This is a genomic window from Trueperella sp. HMSC08B05, assembly GCF_001808405.1.
Classification (GTDB): Bacteria; Actinomycetota; Actinomycetes; order Actinomycetales; family Actinomycetaceae; genus Trueperella; species Trueperella bernardiae.
On record NZ_KV793268.1, the window covers coordinates 39797 to 60572 of the forward strand.

The 20776-nt window shown below is 67.9% G+C and carries 14 protein-coding genes; 9 read left to right on the forward strand and 5 right to left on the reverse strand.

The window, feature by feature from the left end:
- Nucleotide 1: 1 nt before the first annotated feature.
- From HMPREF3167_RS07465 to HMPREF3167_RS07495, 7 genes are all read left to right on the forward strand, one after another.
- Nucleotides 2–838, forward strand: coding sequence for a fructosamine kinase family protein (locus tag HMPREF3167_RS07465; RefSeq protein WP_070446306.1), 837 nt, complete (start codon nt 2–4; stop codon nt 836–838).
- A 140-nt stretch (nt 839–978) separates the two neighbouring features.
- Nucleotides 979–2379, forward strand: a complete 1401-nt coding sequence (gene purB / locus HMPREF3167_RS07470; protein ID WP_070446308.1) for an adenylosuccinate lyase — start codon at nt 979–981, stop codon at nt 2377–2379.
- Between the two features lie 5 nt (nt 2380–2384).
- Complete coding sequence (locus HMPREF3167_RS07475; protein ID WP_062614173.1) at nt 2385–3050, forward strand: DedA family protein; 666 nt, start codon at nt 2385–2387, stop codon at nt 3048–3050.
- Nucleotides 3051–3204: 154 nt separating this feature from the next.
- Nucleotides 3205–4704 (forward strand): hypothetical protein, encoded by a 1500-nt coding sequence (locus HMPREF3167_RS07480; protein WP_070446310.1) that lies wholly within the window; start codon nt 3205–3207, stop codon nt 4702–4704.
- Nucleotides 4705–5113: 409 nt separating this feature from the next.
- The gene (locus HMPREF3167_RS07485; protein WP_070446313.1) at nt 5114–5341 is read left to right on the forward strand and encodes a heavy-metal-associated domain-containing protein; all 228 of its coding nucleotides are present in this window, start codon (nt 5114–5116) and stop codon (nt 5339–5341) included.
- Nucleotides 5338–7680 carry a heavy metal translocating P-type ATPase gene (locus HMPREF3167_RS07490; protein WP_068538870.1) on the forward strand — a complete coding sequence of 781 codons (2343 nt, stop codon included), beginning with the start codon at nt 5338–5340 and terminating at the stop codon, nt 7678–7680. Before HMPREF3167_RS07485 ends, HMPREF3167_RS07490 begins: the two co-directional genes overlap by 4 nt.
- A gap of 156 nt (nt 7681–7836) precedes the next feature.
- Nucleotides 7837–10521, forward strand: coding sequence for a lysylphosphatidylglycerol synthase transmembrane domain-containing protein (locus tag HMPREF3167_RS07495; protein WP_070446315.1), 2685 nt, complete (start codon nt 7837–7839; stop codon nt 10519–10521).
- Between the two features lie 230 nt (nt 10522–10751).
- Here the strand turns inward: HMPREF3167_RS07495 and HMPREF3167_RS07500 are convergent, their stop codons facing one another.
- The gene (locus tag HMPREF3167_RS07500) at nt 10752–12710 is read right to left on the reverse strand and encodes a Rib/alpha-like domain-containing protein (protein WP_148132423.1); all 1959 of its coding nucleotides are present in this window, start codon (nt 12708–12710) and stop codon (nt 10752–10754) included.
- 348 nt (nt 12711–13058) lie between these two features.
- Here HMPREF3167_RS07500 and pgm point away from each other — a divergent pair, with 348 nt between their 5' ends.
- Nucleotides 13059–14738 (forward strand): phosphoglucomutase (alpha-D-glucose-1,6-bisphosphate-dependent), encoded by a 1680-nt coding sequence (pgm, locus tag HMPREF3167_RS07505; protein WP_062614179.1) that lies wholly within the window; start codon nt 13059–13061, stop codon nt 14736–14738.
- Between the two features lie 155 nt (nt 14739–14893).
- Here pgm and HMPREF3167_RS07510 read toward each other — a convergent pair whose 3' ends face one another.
- The 4 genes from HMPREF3167_RS07510 to HMPREF3167_RS07525 all read right to left on the reverse strand — a co-directional run bounded on the left by HMPREF3167_RS07510 (nt 14894) and on the right by HMPREF3167_RS07525 (nt 18942).
- Entirely contained in the window at nt 14894–15652 is a 759-nt protein-coding gene (locus HMPREF3167_RS07510; protein ID WP_070446319.1) for an iron ABC transporter ATP-binding protein, read from the reverse strand.
- Nucleotides 15649–16773, reverse strand: a complete 1125-nt coding sequence (locus tag HMPREF3167_RS07515; RefSeq protein ID WP_236698699.1) for an iron chelate uptake ABC transporter family permease subunit — start codon at nt 16771–16773, stop codon at nt 15649–15651. Before HMPREF3167_RS07515 ends, HMPREF3167_RS07510 begins: the two co-directional genes overlap by 4 nt.
- Complete coding sequence (locus tag HMPREF3167_RS07520; protein ID WP_062614181.1) at nt 16773–17717, reverse strand: ABC transporter permease; 945 nt, start codon at nt 17715–17717, stop codon at nt 16773–16775. The genes HMPREF3167_RS07515 and HMPREF3167_RS07520 overlap by 1 nt, the downstream gene beginning before the upstream one ends.
- A gap of 202 nt (nt 17718–17919) precedes the next feature.
- Nucleotides 17920–18942 (reverse strand): siderophore ABC transporter substrate-binding protein, encoded by a 1023-nt coding sequence (locus HMPREF3167_RS07525; RefSeq protein ID WP_244899261.1) that lies wholly within the window; start codon nt 18940–18942, stop codon nt 17920–17922.
- Between the two features lie 261 nt (nt 18943–19203).
- Between HMPREF3167_RS07525 and gndA the strand changes: the two genes are divergently transcribed.
- Nucleotides 19204–20670, forward strand: a complete 1467-nt coding sequence (gene gndA / locus HMPREF3167_RS07530) for an NADP-dependent phosphogluconate dehydrogenase (protein WP_068538873.1) — start codon at nt 19204–19206, stop codon at nt 20668–20670.
- Nucleotides 20671–20776 lie beyond the last annotated feature (106 nt).

Genomic DNA, 20776 nt, shown 5'->3' on the forward strand with positions numbered 1-20776 from the left:
CGTGTCCGTTCACACCAAGCGCGGGCCGCGGCGAGCCATCGCCCACGAGCGTTGCGGCCTCACCGCGCTTGCCAAGGCCGCCCACGACGCCGGCGCTCCAGTCGCGCGGGTCTCCTCCAGTGACGCCGGCTCGCTGTCCACGTACACTCTGCGGCCTGCCCCGGCGTCGGCGGGCGCCGCACGGGAGTTCGGCGCCCGGCTTGCCCGCACCCACGCCTATTCAGAGGGCCCGCGCGTGTTCGGCCAGGCACCCGACGGCTTTTCCGATTCCGTGGGCGCGATGGGGATGGCGCCGTTGCCGCTGGTCGCGGCGAGCTCGCCGGCCCGGCGCTTCGGGGAGTTCTACGCCGCCGACCGCCTCCTGCCCTACGTCGGCGACGCCCTCGCTAACGGCTCCTTCACCCCGGCCGACGCGGCCCTCATGGAGCGCCTGGCCGAACGCCTCCGCGATGGCCTCTTCGACTCACCCCAACCCGCCCTCGTCCGCACGGATGCGGCACTCCTCCACGGTGACCTCTGGTCCGGCAACCTCCTGTGGTCCCAGCCCGACTCGCCCATGGAGGGCACGGGCGCAACCGGTGGCGACGGCGTCGTGGGCGTACTCATCGACCCCGCGTGCCAGGGCGGGCACGCCGAATCGGACCTGGCGCAGCTGACCGTGTTCGGGGCGCCGTTCGTGGAGGACATCTACGCCGGGTACAACGAGACCTCGCCGCTGGCGGAGGGCTGGCAGGAGCGGGTGGGACTGCATCGGCTGCACATGCTCATCATCCACGCCGCGCTGTTCGGCGGGGGCTATGGGCGGGAGACGGTCGCGGCGGCGGGCCCCTACCTCTGACTTGCCGTCGGCCCGCTTCCGGCCCGCCGCCAGCGCGCCCGCACACGCTCGCCGTCTCAGAGAGTGAGCCAGAACCTGCGCGCCGAGTCCTCATCGTGGATGCCGGGCGGCGCAAACGCCGAATATGCCACCATGGGAGCATGAAGTTCTCTGACGTGTATGCCCTGGGCCCCCTCGATGGTCGCTACCGGCCGGAGGTCGCCCCGCTCATCGACCACCTCTCCGAGCAGGCCCTCAACCGGGCCCGCGCACATGTGGAGGTCGAGTGGCTGATCTTCCTGTCCACCAACAGGGTCCTCCCGGGCGCGCCCGTGCTGACCGACGCCGACATCGCCTACCTGCGTGCGATCCCTACGGACATGGACGACGCCGACATCGCCCGCCTCGCAGTGATCGAGGCCGAGACCCGCCACGACGTGAAGGCAGTGGAGTACTTTCTCAAGGAGAAGATGGACGCCGCCCCGGCCGCCCTCGGCGACACGACCCTGCCGCAGATGCACGAGATCGTCCACATTTTCGCCACCTCCGAGGACATCAACAACCTCTCCTACGCGCTCATCATCAAGGACGCGCTCACCCAGGTGTGGCTGCCGGCCGCCCGCGCCCTCGTGGCCGACCTCGAGCAGATGGCCGCCACGAACGCCGCCACCCCGATGCTCTCGCACACGCACGGCCAGCCGGCCTCGCCCACCACGTTGGGCAAGGAGGTCGCGGTGCTGGCACACCGCCTCGCGCGCCAGGTCCGCCGGATCGAGGCCGCCGAGTTCCTGGGCAAGTTCAACGGCGCCACGGGCACGTATGGCGCGCACTCGGTGTCGGTGCCGGGCGCGGATTGGCCGGCGCTCGCCCGCCAGTTCGTGGAGGGCCTGGGGCTGACCTTCAACCCGCTCACCACCCAGATCGAGTCCCATGACTGGATGAGCGAGCTTTTTGCCGACGTCGCCCGCTTCAACCGCATCGCCCACAACCTCGCCACCGACTTCTGGACGTACATCTCGCTCGGCTACCTCGCCCAGAACCTCGCGGCGCAGGGCTCCACGGGCTCGTCCACGATGCCGCACAAGGTCAACCCGATCCGCTTCGAGAACGCGGAGGCAAACCTGGAAATCTCCTGCGCTTTGCTCGACACGCTCGGCGCCACCCTCGTCACCTCGCGCCTCCAGCGCGACCTCACCGACTCCTCCACCCTGCGCAACGTGGGGGTCGCCTTCGGTCATTCGCTGCTGGCGATCACGAACTTGCGCCGCGGCGTCGCCGGCGTGGAGGCTAACCGCGCCGCCCTCAACGCCGACCTCGAAGCCCACTGGGAAGTCCTCGGCGAGCCGATCCAGCAGGCGATGCGCGCCGCCGCGATCGCCGGCGCCACGGGCATGCAGGACCCGTACGAGCGCCTCAAGGAGCTCACGCGCGGCCACCAGGTGGGGGCTGAGGAGATGCGCGCCTTCATCGGCTCGCTCGGGCTGCCCGACGACGTCGCGGCCCGCTTGGCCAATCTCACCCCGGCCACCTACGTGGGCCTGGCGCCGAAGCTCGTACGCTAGGGAACATGAGCCTACTGACCCTCGCAACCGCCGCCACCGCCACCGCTGGCGCCGACCAGCTGACCGGCATCGCCGCCTGGGCCGTGACGATCATGGAGTCCCTGGGCGGGCTCGGCGTCGCGTTCCTCATCGCGCTTGAGAACCTGTTCCCGCCACTACCCTCGGAGATCGTTCTGCCGCTCGCGGGCTTCACGGCGTCGCAGGGCACGTCGTTCGGCCTGGTCGAGGCGATCGTCTGGGCCACGGTGGGCTCGCTCGTGGGCGCGTGGGCACTGTACGGGATCGCGCGCCTCATCGGCCGCGAGCGCACCCGCGCAATCTTCAACTGGCTGCCGCTGGTGAAGATGTCGGACGTGGACAAGACTGAGGCGTGGTTCCACAAGCACGACCAGTCCACGGTCTTCTTCGGCCGCATGCTGCCGATCTTCCGCTCGCTCATCTCCCTGCCGGCCGGCGTCATCAAGATGAACTTCCTGTGGTTCACCCTGCTCACGACGGCGGGCGCGGCCATCTGGAACACGGCCCTCGTCGGCGCAGGGTACATCCTGGGTGAGAACTGGCACCTGGTGGAGCAGTACGTGGGGCTCCTGTCGTACGTGGTGGCGGCGCTCGTCGTCGTGCTCCTGGGGTGGTGGGTAGTGAAGCGCCTGCGCGCAAACCGGGCGGCGTAACCCGACCTGCCCGCTGGCGGCCGGCGGCGCGGGCCGACCTCCCCGCAGCCCAGCCGGCAGACCCGCCCGCCACGATCCGGCTAGCCGCGCCCGATTCCCGCGCCGGCCGCGAGCCAGTAGAGTAGTAGGGCAACGCCCCCGACGAAAGACCCTCATGCTCACCTTCCAACTTGCCGTCTCCGCACAGCAGGCCCAGTCCTTCCTCGACACGGGCTACGACCTCTTTTCTGGCTTCGCTGTCGACGCCGCCGCCGCGGCTTCCGTCACAGACGTCGGCGACCTCATGGACCTGCTCTGCCTGCGTTTCCCCGGCGCGCCGTATGCGGAGGACGAACCGCTCGACATCCTGCACGTGCCGGTGGACCCGTTCGTGTTCGACCGTCACGCGGTGGGCCCGCTGAGTGCGGAGGCGTTCCGGGGCGGCGTCGTGGAATACCCGCCGTACGACGGCTCGGGTGTGGCGCGCGGCGGCGGGGTGGAGACCGACCTGCTGCTCATCGAGCCGGCGCGGCTCACGGCGGGTAGCCGCCTGTGGCGCTTCCACCCGGGCAACCCGGAGCCGGAGCTACGCGGCGTCTACCACGGACTGGCTTACGGCTGGGAGAATGTCGAGACCGGCACGTTCACGGCCACGGTGCCCTCGCCGTTCATCGGCCCGGTCATCAAGCGCGCGTGGGGCGGGGTGCCGTGCGACGTTGAGCTGGAGGGCGGGCGCCCGGCGGCGGTGACGATGGTCAGCCCCACGAACCCGCAGGCGGAGGACGGTTTCACTCAGCTGGAGTCGGGCATGTGGGCGAAGCGGATCGCAGTGGGCGAGGGCGCGGACATCTACGCGGACCTGGTGACGGGCGAGGTGTCCGGCATCCCCGTGCGGGTGGTGCGCTCGGTTCGCGACGGCGACAGGCTCCTCTTCCAGGTGGCAGCCCTCATCAACGACGCCCACTACCTGGAGCGGGCGAAGTTCCAGCGCTGGTCGACGGGCGTGTACACCGCCCTGGTCGACCCCGCGAACCTCACCAACCAGAAGCGCCAGGAGGCCCGCCCCGTGATCTGGGACGTCTCCGACCGGCCCGCTATCGCCGCGCGCTCAGCCGCGATCGACTTCTCCGACACGAACGCCCTCCTGCGCGAGTGCCTCTCCCTCCTATCCCAGACCGCCCCGCCGGACTGGATCGAGGAGACCGTGCGCGTCCAGCTGGTGGGCCAATCCGCGATCTACGAAGGGTACGCGAAGCTCGAGGGGGACACGAACGCCCAGCTGCGCGTGCTTCCCACCGCGGTCATCCACCACCTGCGCCGCCTCAAGCAAAACCTGGCAATCGCCGGGGAGGCGCCCTTCTTCGTGGCGGTCATCAACCTCACGAAGGCCGGGCAGGGCAAACTCAACGTCAACGCTGTGCAGGAACCCGTGTGGGCCGACCTCGTGCCGGTGGAAGAATGGCGCAACGAGGCCGACGCCTTCCCCCGCACCGGCGACACCATGCCCGACTGGCTCCTCACCCGGCTCGCGAATGACCCCGCCGGGGATGCCGGGGAGGCCGAGCTTGCCGGCGGCGCCCAGGCCGGCGGCGCGCCCGCGCCCCGCGAGGGTTCGCCCTATTCGGCGGACCTCACGGCCGGGATCCAGTGGATCGGCGACCTCCAGCAGGCCTGACCCACCCTCCCGGATGTGCAACGCTAATCCGCAGCATGCAACAACAATTAACCGCTTTTTACCGTTGCACATGGAAAATTAGCGTTGCGCATGCCCGATGGGGTGAGCCGGCGAGGCGCGCGCCGATAACGTGGGCCGGGCCGCTAACCCACTGAGCCGGACGCCGATAATACGTGCCAACACCCCAGTTTCCGCCCGGCACCGGCTACCCCCGACACAACTCGTGAACCTGAGACCGACCAGGGCCCGATAGCAATAGTCAGCCGGTATGTTCACGACTTCTGTCGGCCATGACGCCCGAGGCTCTGTCCAAAGCGCCGATAATCCGGTGAACCGGGCGGGGCAGGAATAAATCGGCAGGCGGCGTCGTTGGCCCAGATACCAACGAAAACCGAGCGAAAGGCTTGCCATGTCCACCACTGTCAAGGTCAACGGAATGACCTGCAATCACTGCGTCGCCCACGTGACCGAGGAGCTCATGGAGCTGCCCGGCGTGGATGCCGTGGATGTCACCCTGGATCCGAAGGGCACGTCCGAGGTCCGCGTGACCACGTCGGCCGAGGTGTCGGATGAGGCCCTGCGCGGCGCTGTCGATGAGGCGGGTAACTACAACGTCGTCGAGATCGTCCGCTCATGATCGAAGTTGACCTCGCCGTCCGCGGGATGACCTGCGCTTCCTGCGTGGCGCGCGTTGAAAAGAAGCTGAACAAGGTCCCCGGGGTGACGGCGGTAGTTAACCTCGCCACCGAGCGCGCTCACATCGAGCTGGATGACTCGGCCGCGGAGCTGTCCAACGAGGAGCTCGTGGGCACCGTGGTCAAGGCCGGCTACGACGCCTCGGTGATCAGCCGCACGGGCGACGCCCCCGACGCGGACATGATCCAGGCCGCCGAGGCTGCCGCGGAGGCGTCCGCCCAGGCGCGGGTGGCGGACCTGTGGCGGCGCTTCGTCGTTTCTGCTGTGTTGTCGGTGCCGGTGGTAGGCCTGTCGATGGTCCCGGCCTTGCAGTTCCCGGGCTGGCAGTGGGTGATCGGCGCGGTGTCGCTGGTGGTGGCGTTCTGGTGCGGGTGGCCGTTCCATCGGGCGGCGTTCCGCGCGGCCCGGTACGGGTCCTCCACCATGGACACGCTGGTCTCGCTGGGTGTGCTGGCGTCGATGGGCTGGTCCCTGTGGGCGCTGACCCTGGGCGGCGCCGGGCGCATCGGCTACACGATGCACATGACCGGCGTCCACGGCCTGGGGCATGCCGCCGAGCCGCACCTCTACTTCGAGACCAGCGCGATGATCGTCACGTTCCTGCTCATCGGCCGCTGGCTGGAGGCCCGCTCGCGCCGCAGTGCCGGTGACGCCCTGCGCTCCCTCCTCGAGCTCGGCGCGTCCGAGGCGCTCCTTGTTCGGAGGGCCGGTTCCGACGACACCGTGGAGCAGGTTGTCCCCGTGGCGCAGCTTCGCGTGGGGGATGTTTTCCGGGTGCGGCCCGGACAGACCGTGGCCACGGACGGGGTGATCGTGGCCGGTTCGTCGTCAATTGACGCTTCGCTCGTGACCGGCGAATCGTTGCCGGTGGACGTGGGCGAGGGCGACGAGGTCACCGGCGCCACGCTCAACACGCACGGGTCGATCGAGGTGCGCGCCACGCGCGTGGGCAAGGACACGACCCTGGCCCAGATGGGCCGCCTCCTCGCCGAGGCCCAGACGGGCAAGGCGCCCGTGCAGCGCATCGCCGACCAGATATCGGCCGTGTTCGTGCCCGTGGTGATCCTCATCGCGCTGGCGACGTTCGGCGTGCGGATGTTTACCGATAACGCCGAGATGGCGCTGGCCTCCGCGATCACCGTGCTGGTGGTGGCGTGCCCGTGCGCGCTGGGGCTCGCAACTCCTACGGCCCTGCTGGTCGGCTCGGGTCGGCTCTCCCGCCTGGGCGCGCTCATCCGCGGCCCCGAGGTGCTCGAGGGCGCCCACGCCGTGGACACCATCATGCTCGACAAAACCGGGACCCTGACCAGCGGCGTCATGTCGGTCAGCGAGGTTGAGGCCGCGGCTGGAGCCGGGTTTGGGCGTATTGGCACCGGGGCCGACGCTGCAGACGCCGAGTCGGCAGCCTCGGGCGCCGATAGCGGCACGGCTGGCACGCGGGCGGCAGACGCCGTCCTGGCGTTTGCCGCCGGGCTGGAGTCCCACTCCGAGCACCCGATCGCCCAGGCAATTGTGCGGTCGGCTCGCGAGCGCGGCATTACACCCGCCCCTGTTTCTGACTTTGCCAACCATGCGGGGATGGGCGTGGCGGGTACGGCCGGCGGCGAGAGGGTCGCCGCCGGCCGCCTCACCTGGCTTGCGGCCAACGTCCCCTCGGATCTGGCCGAGCGTGCCGAGGACCTCGCGCGCGAGGGCGCGAGCGTCGTCGTCGTGACCAGGGGCAACACCGCACTGGGGCTGATCGCCGTGCGCGACACGGTCCGCCCCGAGGCCGCCGACACTCTCGCCGCCCTGCGCGATCGGGGCCTCACCCCAGTGCTCGTCACCGGCGATAACGCCCCGGCAGCCACCACCGTGGCCGCCGAGCTCGGCATCGAGGATGTGCGCGCCGACGTCCTGCCCGAGCAGAAGCTCGAGGTGCTCAAAGAGCTGCAGGCCGCGGGGAAGAAGGTGGCGATGGTGGGCGACGGGGTCAACGACGCCGCGGCCCTCGCCGGCGCCGACCTGTCGATCGCAATGGGCTCCGGCACCGACGTGGCCAAGGCCGCCGCCGACATCACGATCGTCAACTCCGACATCCGCGCTATCCCGAACTCGCTGCGGGTCTCGGCCCGCACCCTGCAGATCATCAAGGAGAACCTGGCCTGGGCCTTCGCCTACAACCTCATCGCGATCCCGCTGGCCGTATTCGGTGTGATCGTGCCGGGGATCGCGGCGTTCGCGATGGCGAGCTCGTCGGTGATTGTGGTCGGGAACTCGCTGCGCCTGCGCAATGCCTAGCAATCTCCGTCAAACGTCAGGACTCTGAGAGCAAAACGCCCGATTTCGGCAACGAAAACTCTCAGAGTCCTGATTTTTGACGGCCGCGCTCCCGTGACCCCGCCCGCGGGCCGGCAAAGTGGAGTCAACGCCCCGCGGATGAGTAGGATCGGGCATGTGAAACCCCGCCACGATACAGCTAGCCGCGCCGCGAGGGATCAAACCCCCGAGCGGGAGGTGGTCCTGATCGACTCCCAGCAACGTTGGGTGCGCAACCCCGCCGACCTATTCGGCGCCGCGCTGTGCGTGGTGGGGATCGCGTTCGTCATCCTGGTGTCGGTCTACGCCAAGTCCACCACGATCGCGGTCACTCAGGACGTGCGGCAGGCCACCTCCGGTATCCTCGAGACGATCCTGGCCCTGCCGATCAACGCCCTCGAGGGCCTCATGTCCTTCTTCCTTCCGATCCTCATCCTGGGCGAGATGGTGATTCGCAAGCGCTGGCGCGCCCTCGCCACGGCCTTCATCGGGTCGGCGGCGGCCGTGGGGATTTCGGCGCTCGTGGTGTGGATGGGCACGAAGTGGTGGCCGAACTCGGACCTGTTTGACCAGGTCTCAGACTCGATCCAGGACCAGTCGCTCATCGTGGCCCTGCCCTACGTGGCGCTCATCGTGGCCCTGCCCTACGTGGCGCTTCTCGCCACGCTCCTCACCGTGTCCGGATCGTCGAAGGGATCCTGGATCACGCGCGTGGGCTGGTGGCTACTCGGCATCGCGCTCGTCCTGTCGATCCTGCGCGGCAACCAGAATCTTTCCGGCGCGCTCTTCACCGTCCTCATCGGCGGGCTGTCCGGCCTACTCACCCGCTACATTGTTGGCGGCGCGCCGGACCGCACCACCGGCGCGCGCTTCGTAGCGTTGATACGCAAGGCGGGGATCGACGTCGTGACCGCCGTCCGCATCGACCCCCTGACTGGCGACGAGATGCTGCACGCCACCGACGTCACCACCTCCTCCCCCATCGGGCACACGAACCTTGCGGCGCTCGAGCAGATCCGCAAGATCCTCGACCCCGCCGACGACGTGCCCGATACCGACACCGCCAACCTCATCGACGAGATCGACAACCTCACTCGCCCCAGCGACGAACGTGAGCTCACCGACGTCGACTCCTACGCCCTCCGCGACGAGACCATGGCGCGCTACCCGGCCACTCGGCCGTCGGCGGTGTCGCGCAACTACATTGCAACCGACATTCACGGGCGGGCCTTCCACCTCAAGGTGCTCGACAACGACCGCCAGATCCTGTCCTTCCTGGACGACGTGTGGGCGCGAATCTCCCTGCGCACCGTCATCCGCCAAACCCGCCGCACGCTCGAGGCCACCGCCGAACAGATGCTGCTGGTGCAGATGCGGGCCGAGCAGATTGGGGTGACCGAGCCGGCCTGCGCCACGATCGCCCGCCTCGACTCCTCGATCCTCGTGGCCGAGCTCGCCACCGAGGACCCGCTACTGATCGACGCCGATCCCGGCGCGCTTTCCGACGACGACCTCGACCACCTGTGGGACGAACTCACCCGCGCCCACCGCCACGGCATGTCGCACGGCAACATGCACGCCAAGTACGTCAAGATCACCCCGGCCGGCCTCCACGTGGCGAACTGGCAGCACGCCGCCGTACTTTCCACGGACACGGCCCGGCAGGTCGACCTCGCGCAGACGGTGGCGATGCTGGCCGGCGTCGTCGGCGTGGAGCGGGCCGTGGCGTCGGCGAACCGGAACCTGACCACGACGACCGTCGCCTCCATCGCGCCCTTCCTCCAGACCTCCATCCTCCCGCAGGCCACGCGCGACGCCCTGGAAAAGAAGGAACTGCAGGCGCTGCGCGACGCCCTCGCCGCCGAAGTGCCCGAGGCCTCCAACCTGCAAACCGTGGAGTATAAGCGGTTCTCCCTCAAGACGATCGCCACGGTGGCAATCGGCGTCATCGCGCTCATCATCCTGTTTGGCTCGCTCAACTTCGACGACCTGCGCACCGCCATCCTCGGCGCCAACCCGTGGTGGATGGTGGTGGCGTTCCTCTTCGGGCTCGGCACGTATGCGGGCGTGGCGCTCACGCTCGTGGCGTTCTCGAAGGAAGCCGTGCCCTACCGTGAGGCGCTGCTGGTGCAGGTGGCGGCGTCGGTCATCACGCTCGTGGCACCCGCCGGCATCGGGCCCGCCGCCATCAACCTGCGCTTCCTGCAAAAGAAGAACGTGGCAACTCCCGCCGCGATCGCCACCGTGTCCGTGGTGCAGGTGGGCCAGTTCGTGGTGACGATCGCGCTGCTCGTGATGCTTTCCCTGTTTACCGGCGACTTCGGCAACCTCTCCCTGCCGTCCGGCACGATCCAGATAGCGATCGCGATCGTGGTGGTAGTCGGCGGGATTGTGGGCGGCGTGCCGCAGCTGCGCCGCTGGGTCATGGCGAAGATCCGGCCCACGATCAGCCAGGTGTGGCCCCGCCTCGTGTGGCTCTTCACCCACCCCACCCGGCTCCTGCTGGGCGCGCTGGGGTCGGTGCTCATGTCGGTGGCGTTCATCGCCTGCTTCGGGTTTGCGCTCAAGTCGTTCGGCTACGAGCTGCCGATCATCACCCTCGCCGTCACCTACCTGATCTCCAACTCGGTGGGCTCCGTGGTGCCCTCCCCCGGCGGCATTGGCCCCGTGGAGGCGGCCCTCACCGGTGGCCTCGTGATCGCCGGCGTGCCCTCCTCGATCGCGTTCTCCACCGCCGTGCTCTACCGACTCTTCACCTTCTGGGGCCGCGTGCCGATCGGCTGGGTGGCGCTGCAGATCGCGCAGAAGCGCAACATCGTCTAGCCGGGCTGGCTCGCCGCCGGCCGGCGGGAAAGTCGAGCCACGGCGTCGTTGGGCCCGGAGTCAGCCGAGCGTCGTTGAGCCGGCATCCCGCGGGACGATTGTAAAATTCTGGACGAATCCGGGCCGCTCTCCTCATATACGAAGATCACCCCGAATTCGTCCAGGAAATTCAAATCCCACCTGCACAGGGGGCCGGGCGTGACGCTCGCCCCCCCCCTGATCGCAAGCGCCTAGCTAGTTGCCTTCATCGAACCCCAGCCGTGGCCGATCTGGGTAGCACCACCGAAGCGCCCACCCAGCAGGTTCTTGTAAAGGAACAGCGTACCGTCATTGCGGATGCCAATGAGGTCGAAGGTGCCACCACCGTCGACGTCCCCGGGAGAGGAGAGCATCCCGAAGTTCGACCAACCGTGTCCGATCTGCCCCTTGCCCACCAGCACGCCCCTATTGGTGCCGGCGTACACGAACAGCTTGCCGTCCGACCTCGTGGCGACGACGTCCGGGTACGAATCGCCGACGAACTGGCCGATGCCCACGATGTTGGTCATCTCCTGCCAGCCGTGGCCGATCTTCGTGCCGTTCGCCAGGCCGTTGCGGGTGAGGTCGTAGCGGTAGAGGTCGCCGGTTGCGACCTGCCGCGCGACGACGTACTCCTTCGTCCCCAGCCTGCCCATGTAGGTGATGTTGTCCATCCCGTTCCAGCCGTGCCCAGCCTTAATCCCCTGGACCAGCTGGCCGCGCCCGAGCGAGTAGTAGAAGTACAGGTCGCCGTCAGCGTGGCGGATGAGGAGGTCGGCGCGCCGATCCCCGTTGGCATCCATGATCGCCGTCATCGCCGTGACCTCCGCACCCGGGCAGTGCGCGACATATTTGTGGACGAACGCGGATCCGACATTCTCGTAGAAGTGAATCTTGCCCTCGGCGTCGAGCGACCACAGATCGGCCAGACGATCACCGGTGGCTTCACCAAAGCGGTTGGTCGCGTACGGTGCCCGCCCGGTGAAGTTCTCAGGCTGGCAGGTTACGCCCGGCTGGTCCGGTCCCGACTCGCCCTCAGCCACCCGGAAGGTCAGCACAAACGACGCCTCGGAATCCGCGTGGGCCGTGAGCGGCGGGTAGGTGATGTTGACCGTGATGTCCACGTCCTCACCTGTGTCGGCCTCGCCCGGCGTGAAGGTCACCGCGCCGACGGAGTCGATGGTCGCGCCCTCCGGTGCGCCGTCCGCCAACGCAAACGTGGTGCCCTCAGGCCACGCCACCGGCATGCCGGTAGCATCTACCGCGTCGGGCGCGAGGCTAGTGGCCGGCTCACCCACCGTGGCGTCGTACGGGTTGCCCGCCAGCACCACGCTCAGCTGCGGAAGGTCATCCGAGTTGACTCCCGCCGGCACGACGGTCAGCGTGACCATCGCCTGCGCGGTGTACGTGCCCGGGATGCTCGCTGGGATGGCCGCGTGTTCCGCGTCCACCTGCTCGGTGACGAGGACCGGGAATGTCACGGTGCCCTCGGGCGCATCGGCGGGCGCGGTGCCGGTCAGCACGCCGTAGTCGGAGAGCTCCAGCCACGCCGGTGCCCCATCACCGAGCTCGAAGCTCAGCGCGCCGCCATTGCCGGCCACGTCAACCGGTGTGGCCGTGATCACCTCACCCGCGTGCACCACGATCGGGCCGGCGGTGACCTTAAGGAAGGTGTGTGTCCAAGCGACCGGGGTGTCCGCGGGTAGCGTGTAGCCGTGCTCGGCCAGGCCATGCAGCTTCAGGTCGATGCGCTCGCCCGGCTGGGCCCGGTACACGCCGGGCTCGACCAGCTTGCCATCCAGCTCGTAGCCGATCCCATTGTCCGGGATTTCGTAGCTCGGAACCGCCGCGCCCTCCACGATCGAGTCCGCGATCGCCGGCGCGGTCTGGGAGGCTGTGCGCTTCACGACGCCGATGTTACTCGCCAGGGCGTCCTGATTGGGGCGCATGTCGTAGACGGCGAGGAGGTCGCCGTTGGGCGTCTGGGTCAGCGCCGGGATCCGATACTTAATACCCTCTGGGATATTATCATACCATTTAGCAATGGTGACCATCTCCCCGACCGGACCCCTGTCCGCAAGCGCCGCGGGCGCGGGCGGCACAGCTAGCAAGCCTGCCACCGAAAGGCAGGTTACCAGGCCAACGCCGATAAGGCGCCGAATTCCTGTCATTTCTTTCCCCTTTGAAAAATGCCGACGCTCCGGCGCATGGGTTGCACGATCCCACGCATATGGAAGCGATTATTGTGCATTATCGAGCGTATCAGCACACGGCATGTCAGACAATCCTCTGATACAAAGTGGTTGTTGGCGAGTTCGAACGCCCGCGGGCCGGGGGTCGTCGGGGCGTCGGACCGATTGAAGAGTTTTGGACGAATCCGGGGCGATCTACTCATATACGAAGAACGCCCCGAAATCGTCCAGGAAATTCAAATGCCCCACGCGCAAACCCGGCCGGGCGGCAGCGTTGAGTCGTGTTTGACCATAGAAGGTGGGGCGGAAAAGTGAGACGATAGGAGCATGAACGAACGTGCTGGCATGCTTGCCCAAAAGGAAGACCTCATCGACGTCGATGCCCTGATCTCCGCCTACTACGACATCGAGCCGGACCCGGACAACCCGGCTCAGCAGGTCGTGTTCGGGACCTCGGGCCATCGCGGCTCCGCCTTCGATGGCGCTTTCAACGAAGCCCACATCGTCGCCACCACGCAGGCGATTGTGGAGTACCGCGCGTCGAAGGGGATCGACGGTCCGCTGTACATCGGCCGCGACACGCACGCGCTGTCCGAGCCGGCCGAGCGCACGGCGCTTGAGGTGCTGGCTGCCAACGACGTCGAGGTGCGGCTTGACGCCCGCGGGTCCTGGACGCCCACTCCGGCGGTGTCGCTGGCGATTCTCACGGCGAATGGTGCGGACACGGCGGCGGGCGTGCGCACCGAGGGGCCAGGGCTGGCAGACGGTATCGTGATCACGCCGTCGCACAACCCGCCGCGCGATGGCGGCTTCAAGTACAACCCGCCGCACGGCGGCCCGGCTGACACCGACGCCACCGAGGTAATCGCCGCGCGCGCGAACGAGATCCTGCGGCAGGGCTGGAAGAACGTCAAGCGCGTGCCGTACGAACAGGCCCGGAACGCGGAGACGACGCGCGGGCACGACTACCTGTCGGCCTACGTGGACGACCTGCAGTCGATCATCAACCTTGAGGCGATCCGCACGGCGGGCGTGCGCATTGGCGCCGACCCGATGGGCGGGGCGTCGGCCGAGTACTGGGGCGCGATCGGCGAGCGCTACGGGCTGGATCTGACCGTGGTGAACCCGGTGGTCGACCCGGCGTGGCCGTTCATGACACTGGATTGGGACGGCAAGATCCGCATGGACTGCTCCTCGCCCTACGCGATGGCCTCGCTGCTTGGGCGGATGAAGCCGGGCGCGGACGGCGCGGTCCCGTTCGACATCGCCACGGGTAACGACGCCGACTCCGACCGCCACGGGATCGTCACCCCGGACGCGGGGCTCATGAACCCCAACCACTACCTGGCCGTTGCCATCAAGTACCTGTTTGAGAACCGGCCCGAGTGGGGGCCCACGGTGGGTGTGGGGAAGACGCTGGTGTCGTCGTCGTTGATTGACCGCGTGGTTGCCGGGATGGGCAAGCCAATGGTGGAAGTGCCAGTCGGGTTCAAGTGGTTCGTGCCGGGGCTGGTCAGCGGGTCGCTGGGCTTTGGTGGTGAGGAGTCCGCGGGGGCGTCGTTCCTGCGCAAGAATGGGATCGTGTGGACCACGGACAAGGACGGCATCATCCTTGACCTGCTCGCCTCGGAGATCTTGGCGGTGACGGGGAAGTCGCCGTCGGTGCTGCACCGCGAGCTGACCGAGGCCTACGGCGAGTCCGCCTACGCGCGGATCGACGCGGCGGCCACCAAGGAGGAGAAGGCTAAACTGAAGGCGCTTTCGCCGGCAGACGTGGCCGCGACCACCCTGGCGGGCGAGGAGATCACCGCACGGCTGGTCGAGGCGCCGGGCAACGGCGCCCCGATCGGCGGGCTGAAGGTGACCACGAAGAACGCGTGGTTTGCGGCCCGGCCGTCAGGCACGGAGGACGTGTATAAGATCTACGCCGAATCCTTCCTGGGCGCCGAGCACCTGGCCCAGGTGCAGGCCGAGGCGAAGGACGTGGTGAGCGCCGCGCTGGCGTAGGGACACGCGGGCGCTGGCCCTACGCCAGCGCGGGGCACCCCGCCGGTTCGGCACACGCAAAGTGTTTTTTCGTCACCTAAATCGACAATTTGAGTGACGAAAAAACACTTTGCGTGACGAGAAACCAGGATAGGGGCGGCCGCCCGCGCCCGCGGCTACGCCACCGGCATCGCAACCAGGCGCCCGCCCAGCTCGGCCACGTTGACCTCGACGTCGAAGATCTCGCCCAGTACGTCTTCGCGCATGACTTCAGGGGGCGTGCCGCTGCAGGCCAGATACCCGTCTTTCATGGCGACCATGCGGTCGGCGTAGGCGGCGGCGGTGTTGACGTCGTGGATAACGATGACCACGGAGATCCCGCGCTCGGCGCACACGCCCTTCAGGTGCCGCATCATGTCGCGGCCGTGGCGCATGTCCAGGGCGGAGAGCGGCTCATCCAACAACAAGTATTTGGTATCCTGCGCGAGGGCCATGGCGATGAAGGTGCGTTGGCGCTGCCCGCCGGAGAGTTCGTCGATGAAGCGGTCGGCAAGGTCGCGCATGTTCACGCATTGGAGGGCGTCGGCCACGTGGGCGTAGTCTTCGCGGGTGCGCCGGCCCTTGGAGTGGGGGTGCCGTCCGAGCATGACGAGTTCGGCCACGGTGAGCCGGATGGCCAGGTGGTTCTCCTGCCGCAAGATCGCAATCGTGCGGGCCAGCGCGTCGGTGTCCCATTCACCCAGTTCGCGCCCGTCGATCCGCACCGAGCCGCCGATGAGCGGGTGTAGCCGCCCGATCCCGGACAGAAGCGTGGACTTGCCCGCCCCGTTCGGGCCGATCAGCGCAGTCACGCCGGAGTCGGGCAGGGTGAGGGTGACGTCGCGGACGACGGGGTCGGCGTCGTAGGCCATGGTCACATTGGTCAGTTCGATCATCGGCGCGTTCCCTTCACAATCATCGCGAGCAGCAACAGCCCACCCACCAGTTCAAGCACTACGGGCAGGATCGTGGCCTGGTGTAGCACGTGTTCCAAAAGAGCCTGCCCGCCTACGAGCACCACCACGCCGACCCCCGCGGACACCCCGATCAGCTCCCGCAGCCGGGTGGACGTGCCAACATAGTGGGCAATGTTCACCACGAGCAGCCCGAAGAACATGAGCGGCCCCACCAGCGCGGTCGCGCAGGCTACCAGCAGTGACGACGCCGTCAGCGCCAGTTTCGCCTCCCGCCGGTAGTCGAGCCCCAGCGCGATGGCGACCTCCGGCCCGAGCGAGAGGATGTCCCACACGCGACTGCGCGCCACGATGTAGGCGATCGCCGCAACGGCCACGATCACGGAGATCCCCAGGGATTCGGTGTTGACGACGGCGAAGGACGCGGTGCCGACGTCGGCGACAGTGAGGTACTCGCCGGGATCCATCACAGTAGAGAGCAGTGAGGTGATGGAACGCAGGAAGGTTCCCACGACGATCCCGACGAGTACGAGTAGATAGACGTTCGAGCGCCGCCCGCGCAGGACCGTCAAGAACATGGACACGGCGAGGCCTGTCATGAGGACCGTGTTGATGAGGAACATGACCGCGTTGGGCACGGCGCTTACGCGCGCCGAGCCGAAGAAGAAGATGGAGGCGGTGGCCATGAGTTGGAACATGGAGTCAAAGCCCATGACCGAGGGGGAAAGGATCCGGTTGCGGGTGACGGCTTGGAAGACGGCGGTCGCGGTGGTGAGCGAGACGGCGACGACGACGAGCGCCCCCAGCCGCGTCGCTCGCAGTTTGCCGATGATGGCCCAGGCGTCGAGGGCGTCGTAGAGGAGGAAGAGGGCGCAGGCGGCGAGCGCAAGTAGCGCGATGAGTGCGAGCCGCCTGCGGGTTTGGGTGCGGCGGGCGTGCAGGATGCTTTCGATAGTGGGTAGGTTCACGACGCCGGTCGCGGGCTCAGCCCCGTGGGCTCGGACGACGGGCGCCTGCCCGACTTCCCAGGCGGTAGCAGCGGGCGCAGGAGCCGAGGCGGAGGCGGGCGCGGCGGCCCGCGCGTCGTGAATACGGATGGTCACTATTTTACCCTCCGGATCAGGATAGTGAGGAAGATTCCGGCGCCGAGGATGCCCATGACGACGCCGACGGGGACTTCGGCGGGGGCGATGAGGACGCGGCCGATGATGTCGGCGATGAGTACGAATGTGGAGCCCATGAGGGCGACGAGGGGAAGGGAGCGGCGGATGTCGTCGCCGTGGAGGATGGAGACGAGGTTGGGCACCACAAGTCCGAGGAAGGGCAGCGGCCCGGCGACCACGGTGGTGATGCCGGTGACAATGGCGACGATGGTGAGGCCCACGGTTTGGACGGCGGCGAAGTTGAGGCCGAGGTTGCGGGCGAGGTCTTCACCGAGGCCGGCGATGGTGAAGCGGTCAGCGAAGAGGTAGGCGAGGGCGGCGACGGCGGCGACGATCCAGAGGAGTTCGTAGCGGCCGCGGATGATGCCGGAAAAGTCGCCGGTCATCCAGGCGTTGAGGGTGCCTTGGAGTTGGAATTCCCAGGCGAGGAACATGGAGGCCGAGCCGATGACGCCGGAGAGAATGAGGCCGACGAGGGGGACGATGATGATGTCGCGGTGGTTGAGGCTGCGCAGGATGAGGGTCAGCAGGGCGGTGCCGGCGAGCGCGAATGCGCACGCGATGAGCATCTTGCCGGGGAGCGAGAGGGTGGGGAGGAAGAGGGTGGCGACGAGGATGCCGAGGCCGGCGGATTCGGTGACGCCGGTGGTGGATGGCTCGACGAACCGGTTGCGCACTAGCAGCTGCATGACGAGGCCGGCCACGGCCATCGCGGCGCCGGCGAGGATGACGGCGAGCGTGCGCGGGAGGCGGGAGCCGAAGAGGATTTGCAGGTCGTCGGCGGAGGCGGAACCGGTGAGGATCGCGCCGATCGACATGTTCGCCCCGCCTATTAGCGTGGAGACGACTCCGAGCACGACGACGAGGCCGGCCAGCGCCCCCATCGAACGTAGGAAGTGGCCCCGGCGCGCGGAGCGACGACAGGTGGCAGATTCCCCGCATTCGGAGTGGCGGCAGCCGCGGGATTCCTCCAGCTTGAGGGGTTGGAGTGGGCGCCGGTAACGGGCGTCCTGCTGATGAGACTTAGCGCCCTGCCCGGGGGCGTCCGCGGCTGCTTCGGCCGCGGACGCCCCCGTCGTCGTCGTGCTACTTGATCGCATCGGCGACTTCGTCAAGCATGGCCGGGAAGTTGGTGGCACCGGTCATGACGATGTACCAGCGCTCGGGGCTCAGGTAGACGATGTGGCCTTCCTTCGCGGCGGTGGTGGAGTTGACGAGCTCGTTGTCGAGGACCTGCTCGGCCGTGTCGCCGGCCTCGGCCTTGCCCACGGCGGCGTCGCGGTCGACCACGAAGATCCAGTCGGGGTTGATCTCCTTGACGGTCTCGAAGGAGACCTTGTCACCCTTGTGGCCCTCGTCAGCCTCAGGCTTCTCGTACGCCTGGCCGAAGCCGAACACGTCCCAGATCGGGGCCCAGCGCGAGCCGCGATCGTGTAGCGAGATCTCGCCGGCGTTCGTCATGATGACCAGCGCGTTGCCCTTGTCCTTCGCCATGTCCGTGTACTGGGCGATCTTCGCGGTGATCGAGTCGGCGGCCTCCATGCCCTTGGCGTCGGCGCCCACGGCCTGCGCCACCATCTTCACGTTATCGGGCACGGTGGTCGAGTAATCCTCGGTATCCCACGAGTGCGTGGCGTCGATCGTCGTGAACGTCTTGGAGAACTCCTCGTAGAACGACGACGACCGCCCGCCCACAATCACCAGGTCCGGCTGGAGTTTGGCGATGGCCTCCATGTCGGGCTCTTTGAGGTTGCCCACGGAGGTCAGCTGGGAGTAGTCGATGCCGTCGTCGTCCTTGAGCCACGTGGGCACGGACTTGGTGACGGTGCCGACCACGCGGTCGCCGGCGCCGATAGCGTCGATCGTGTCGAGCACGGCCATGTCAAGTACAACGATCTTCTCGGGCATCGCCTCAATGGTGGTCTCGCCCTGCGCGTGGGTGATGGTGCGAGGGAAGGTGGCCTCGGCGCTGGCCTCTTCGCTGGCGGTGGTTTCCGGGGCCGTGGTCTCGGTGGTCTTCTCCGCCGCCGGCGACGACGAGCATGCGCTCAGGGCAAGGGCGCTCGCGGCGGTGAGAGCTGCGAGCTTCATGACCTTGGGAAGGTGCACGGGTTTCTCCTTTGGGTGTGGCGCCGGGGTCCGGCGCGTCGGATGGGGTCATTACGAAACGTTTCCGTTACTTATTTGACTTAGGTAAACCTAACCTATCTAAATCTCGATTTCAAAGCTCCCAGAGAAAGTCTTGCGTAAATCGCCCAGCGCCCGCACTTATGTGGCACCACGCCTCCACCGCGTACCAGGAAACCTTTCGACACACCGAAACTTTTGCACGCGCGGTAAGTTAGAGCCGTAGACCTACCAAGGAGAATCATGAGCTTTCCCACCCCTACCCCCGCCATCGCAGACATCGGCGTGACCGGCCTCGGCGTCATGGGCGCCAACCTCGCCCGCAACCTCGCGCGCAACGGTTTCAAGGTCGCCGTCCACAACCGCTCCATCGGCCGCACCGAACGCCTCATCGCCGATCACGGCACCGAGGGCCAGTTCTTCCCCGCCGAAACGATCAAGGATTTCGTCGCCAGCCTGTCCACTCCGCGCGTCGCCATCATCATGGTCCAGGCCGGCCCCGCCACCGACGCCGTCATCGAGCAGCTCGCGGCCGAAATGGACGAAGGCGACATCATTGTCGACTGTGGCAACTCCCAGTACATGGACACCCGGCGTCGTGAAGCATCCCTCGCCGAGCGCGGGTTGCACTTCGTAGGCGCGGGCGTCTCCGGCGGCGAAGAGGGCGCGCTTCTCGGCCCGGCGATCATGCCCGGCGGCACGCGCGCCAGCTACGACCGGCTCGGCCCCATGTTCGAAACTATCGCCGCCAAGGCCGACGGCGAGCCGTGCTGCACCTACATCGGCCCCGATGGCGCCGGCCACTTCGTCAAGATGGTCCACAACGGCATCGAATACGCCGACATGCAGCTTATCGCCGAGGCCTACCAAATCATGAGTGCGCTCGGCCTGAGCGCCCCCGAAATCGGCGAGGTCTTCGCCGAATGGAACACCGGCGACCTCGAGTCCTACCTCATCGACGTCACCGCCGAAGTGCTGCGGCACGCGGACCCGAAGACGGGCCGGCCGTTCGTCGACGTCGTCCTCGACCGCGCCTCGCAGAAGGGCACCGGCGCCTGGACCGTGCAGACCGCCGCCGGGCTCGGCATCCCCGTCACCGGGATCGCGGAGGCGACGTTCGCGCGCTCGCTGTCGGCATCGGTGGCGCAACGCGAAGCGGCGCAGGCGGCGCTGCCCGGGCACGCGGCGGATTTGGCGGGAGCGGTGGCGCCCGAAGACCGCGCCGCGTTCATCGAGGACGTCCGCCTCGCCCTGTACGCCTCCAAGATGGTGGCCTACTCGCAGGGCTTCGAGCTGATCCGCGCCGCCTCCGACGAGTACGGGTGGGATGTCCAGCTCGGGGCGCTCGCCAAGATCTGGCGCGCCGGCTGCATCATCCGTGCCCGCTTCCTCGACCGCATCACCGAGGCCTACACCCGAGACTCGGCGTTGCCCCTCCTCCTCGCCGACGAGTTCTTCACCCGCGAGATCTCCGCCGCCGTGCCCGCGTGGCGCCGCCTGCTCACCACCGCGCTGGCGGCGGGCATCCCGGTGCCGGCGTTCACGTCGTCGCTGGCGTACTACGACGCCGTGCGGGCGCCCCGCCTGTCCGCCAACCTGATCCAGGCGCAGCGCGACTTCTTCGGCTCGCACACCTACAAGCGCGTGGACATGGAGGGCACCTTCCACACCCTGTGGTCGGAGGGCCGGGCGGAGGAGCGCTGGGACTAGCCACCCGAGCTAGCCGGTGGGCCGCCGGGCCGGCTGCCGTGCGGTGGCCAGCACCCGCCGGGCCCCCACTGCATCTGCAAATGCTGTACTAAACCGCAAGATGCGG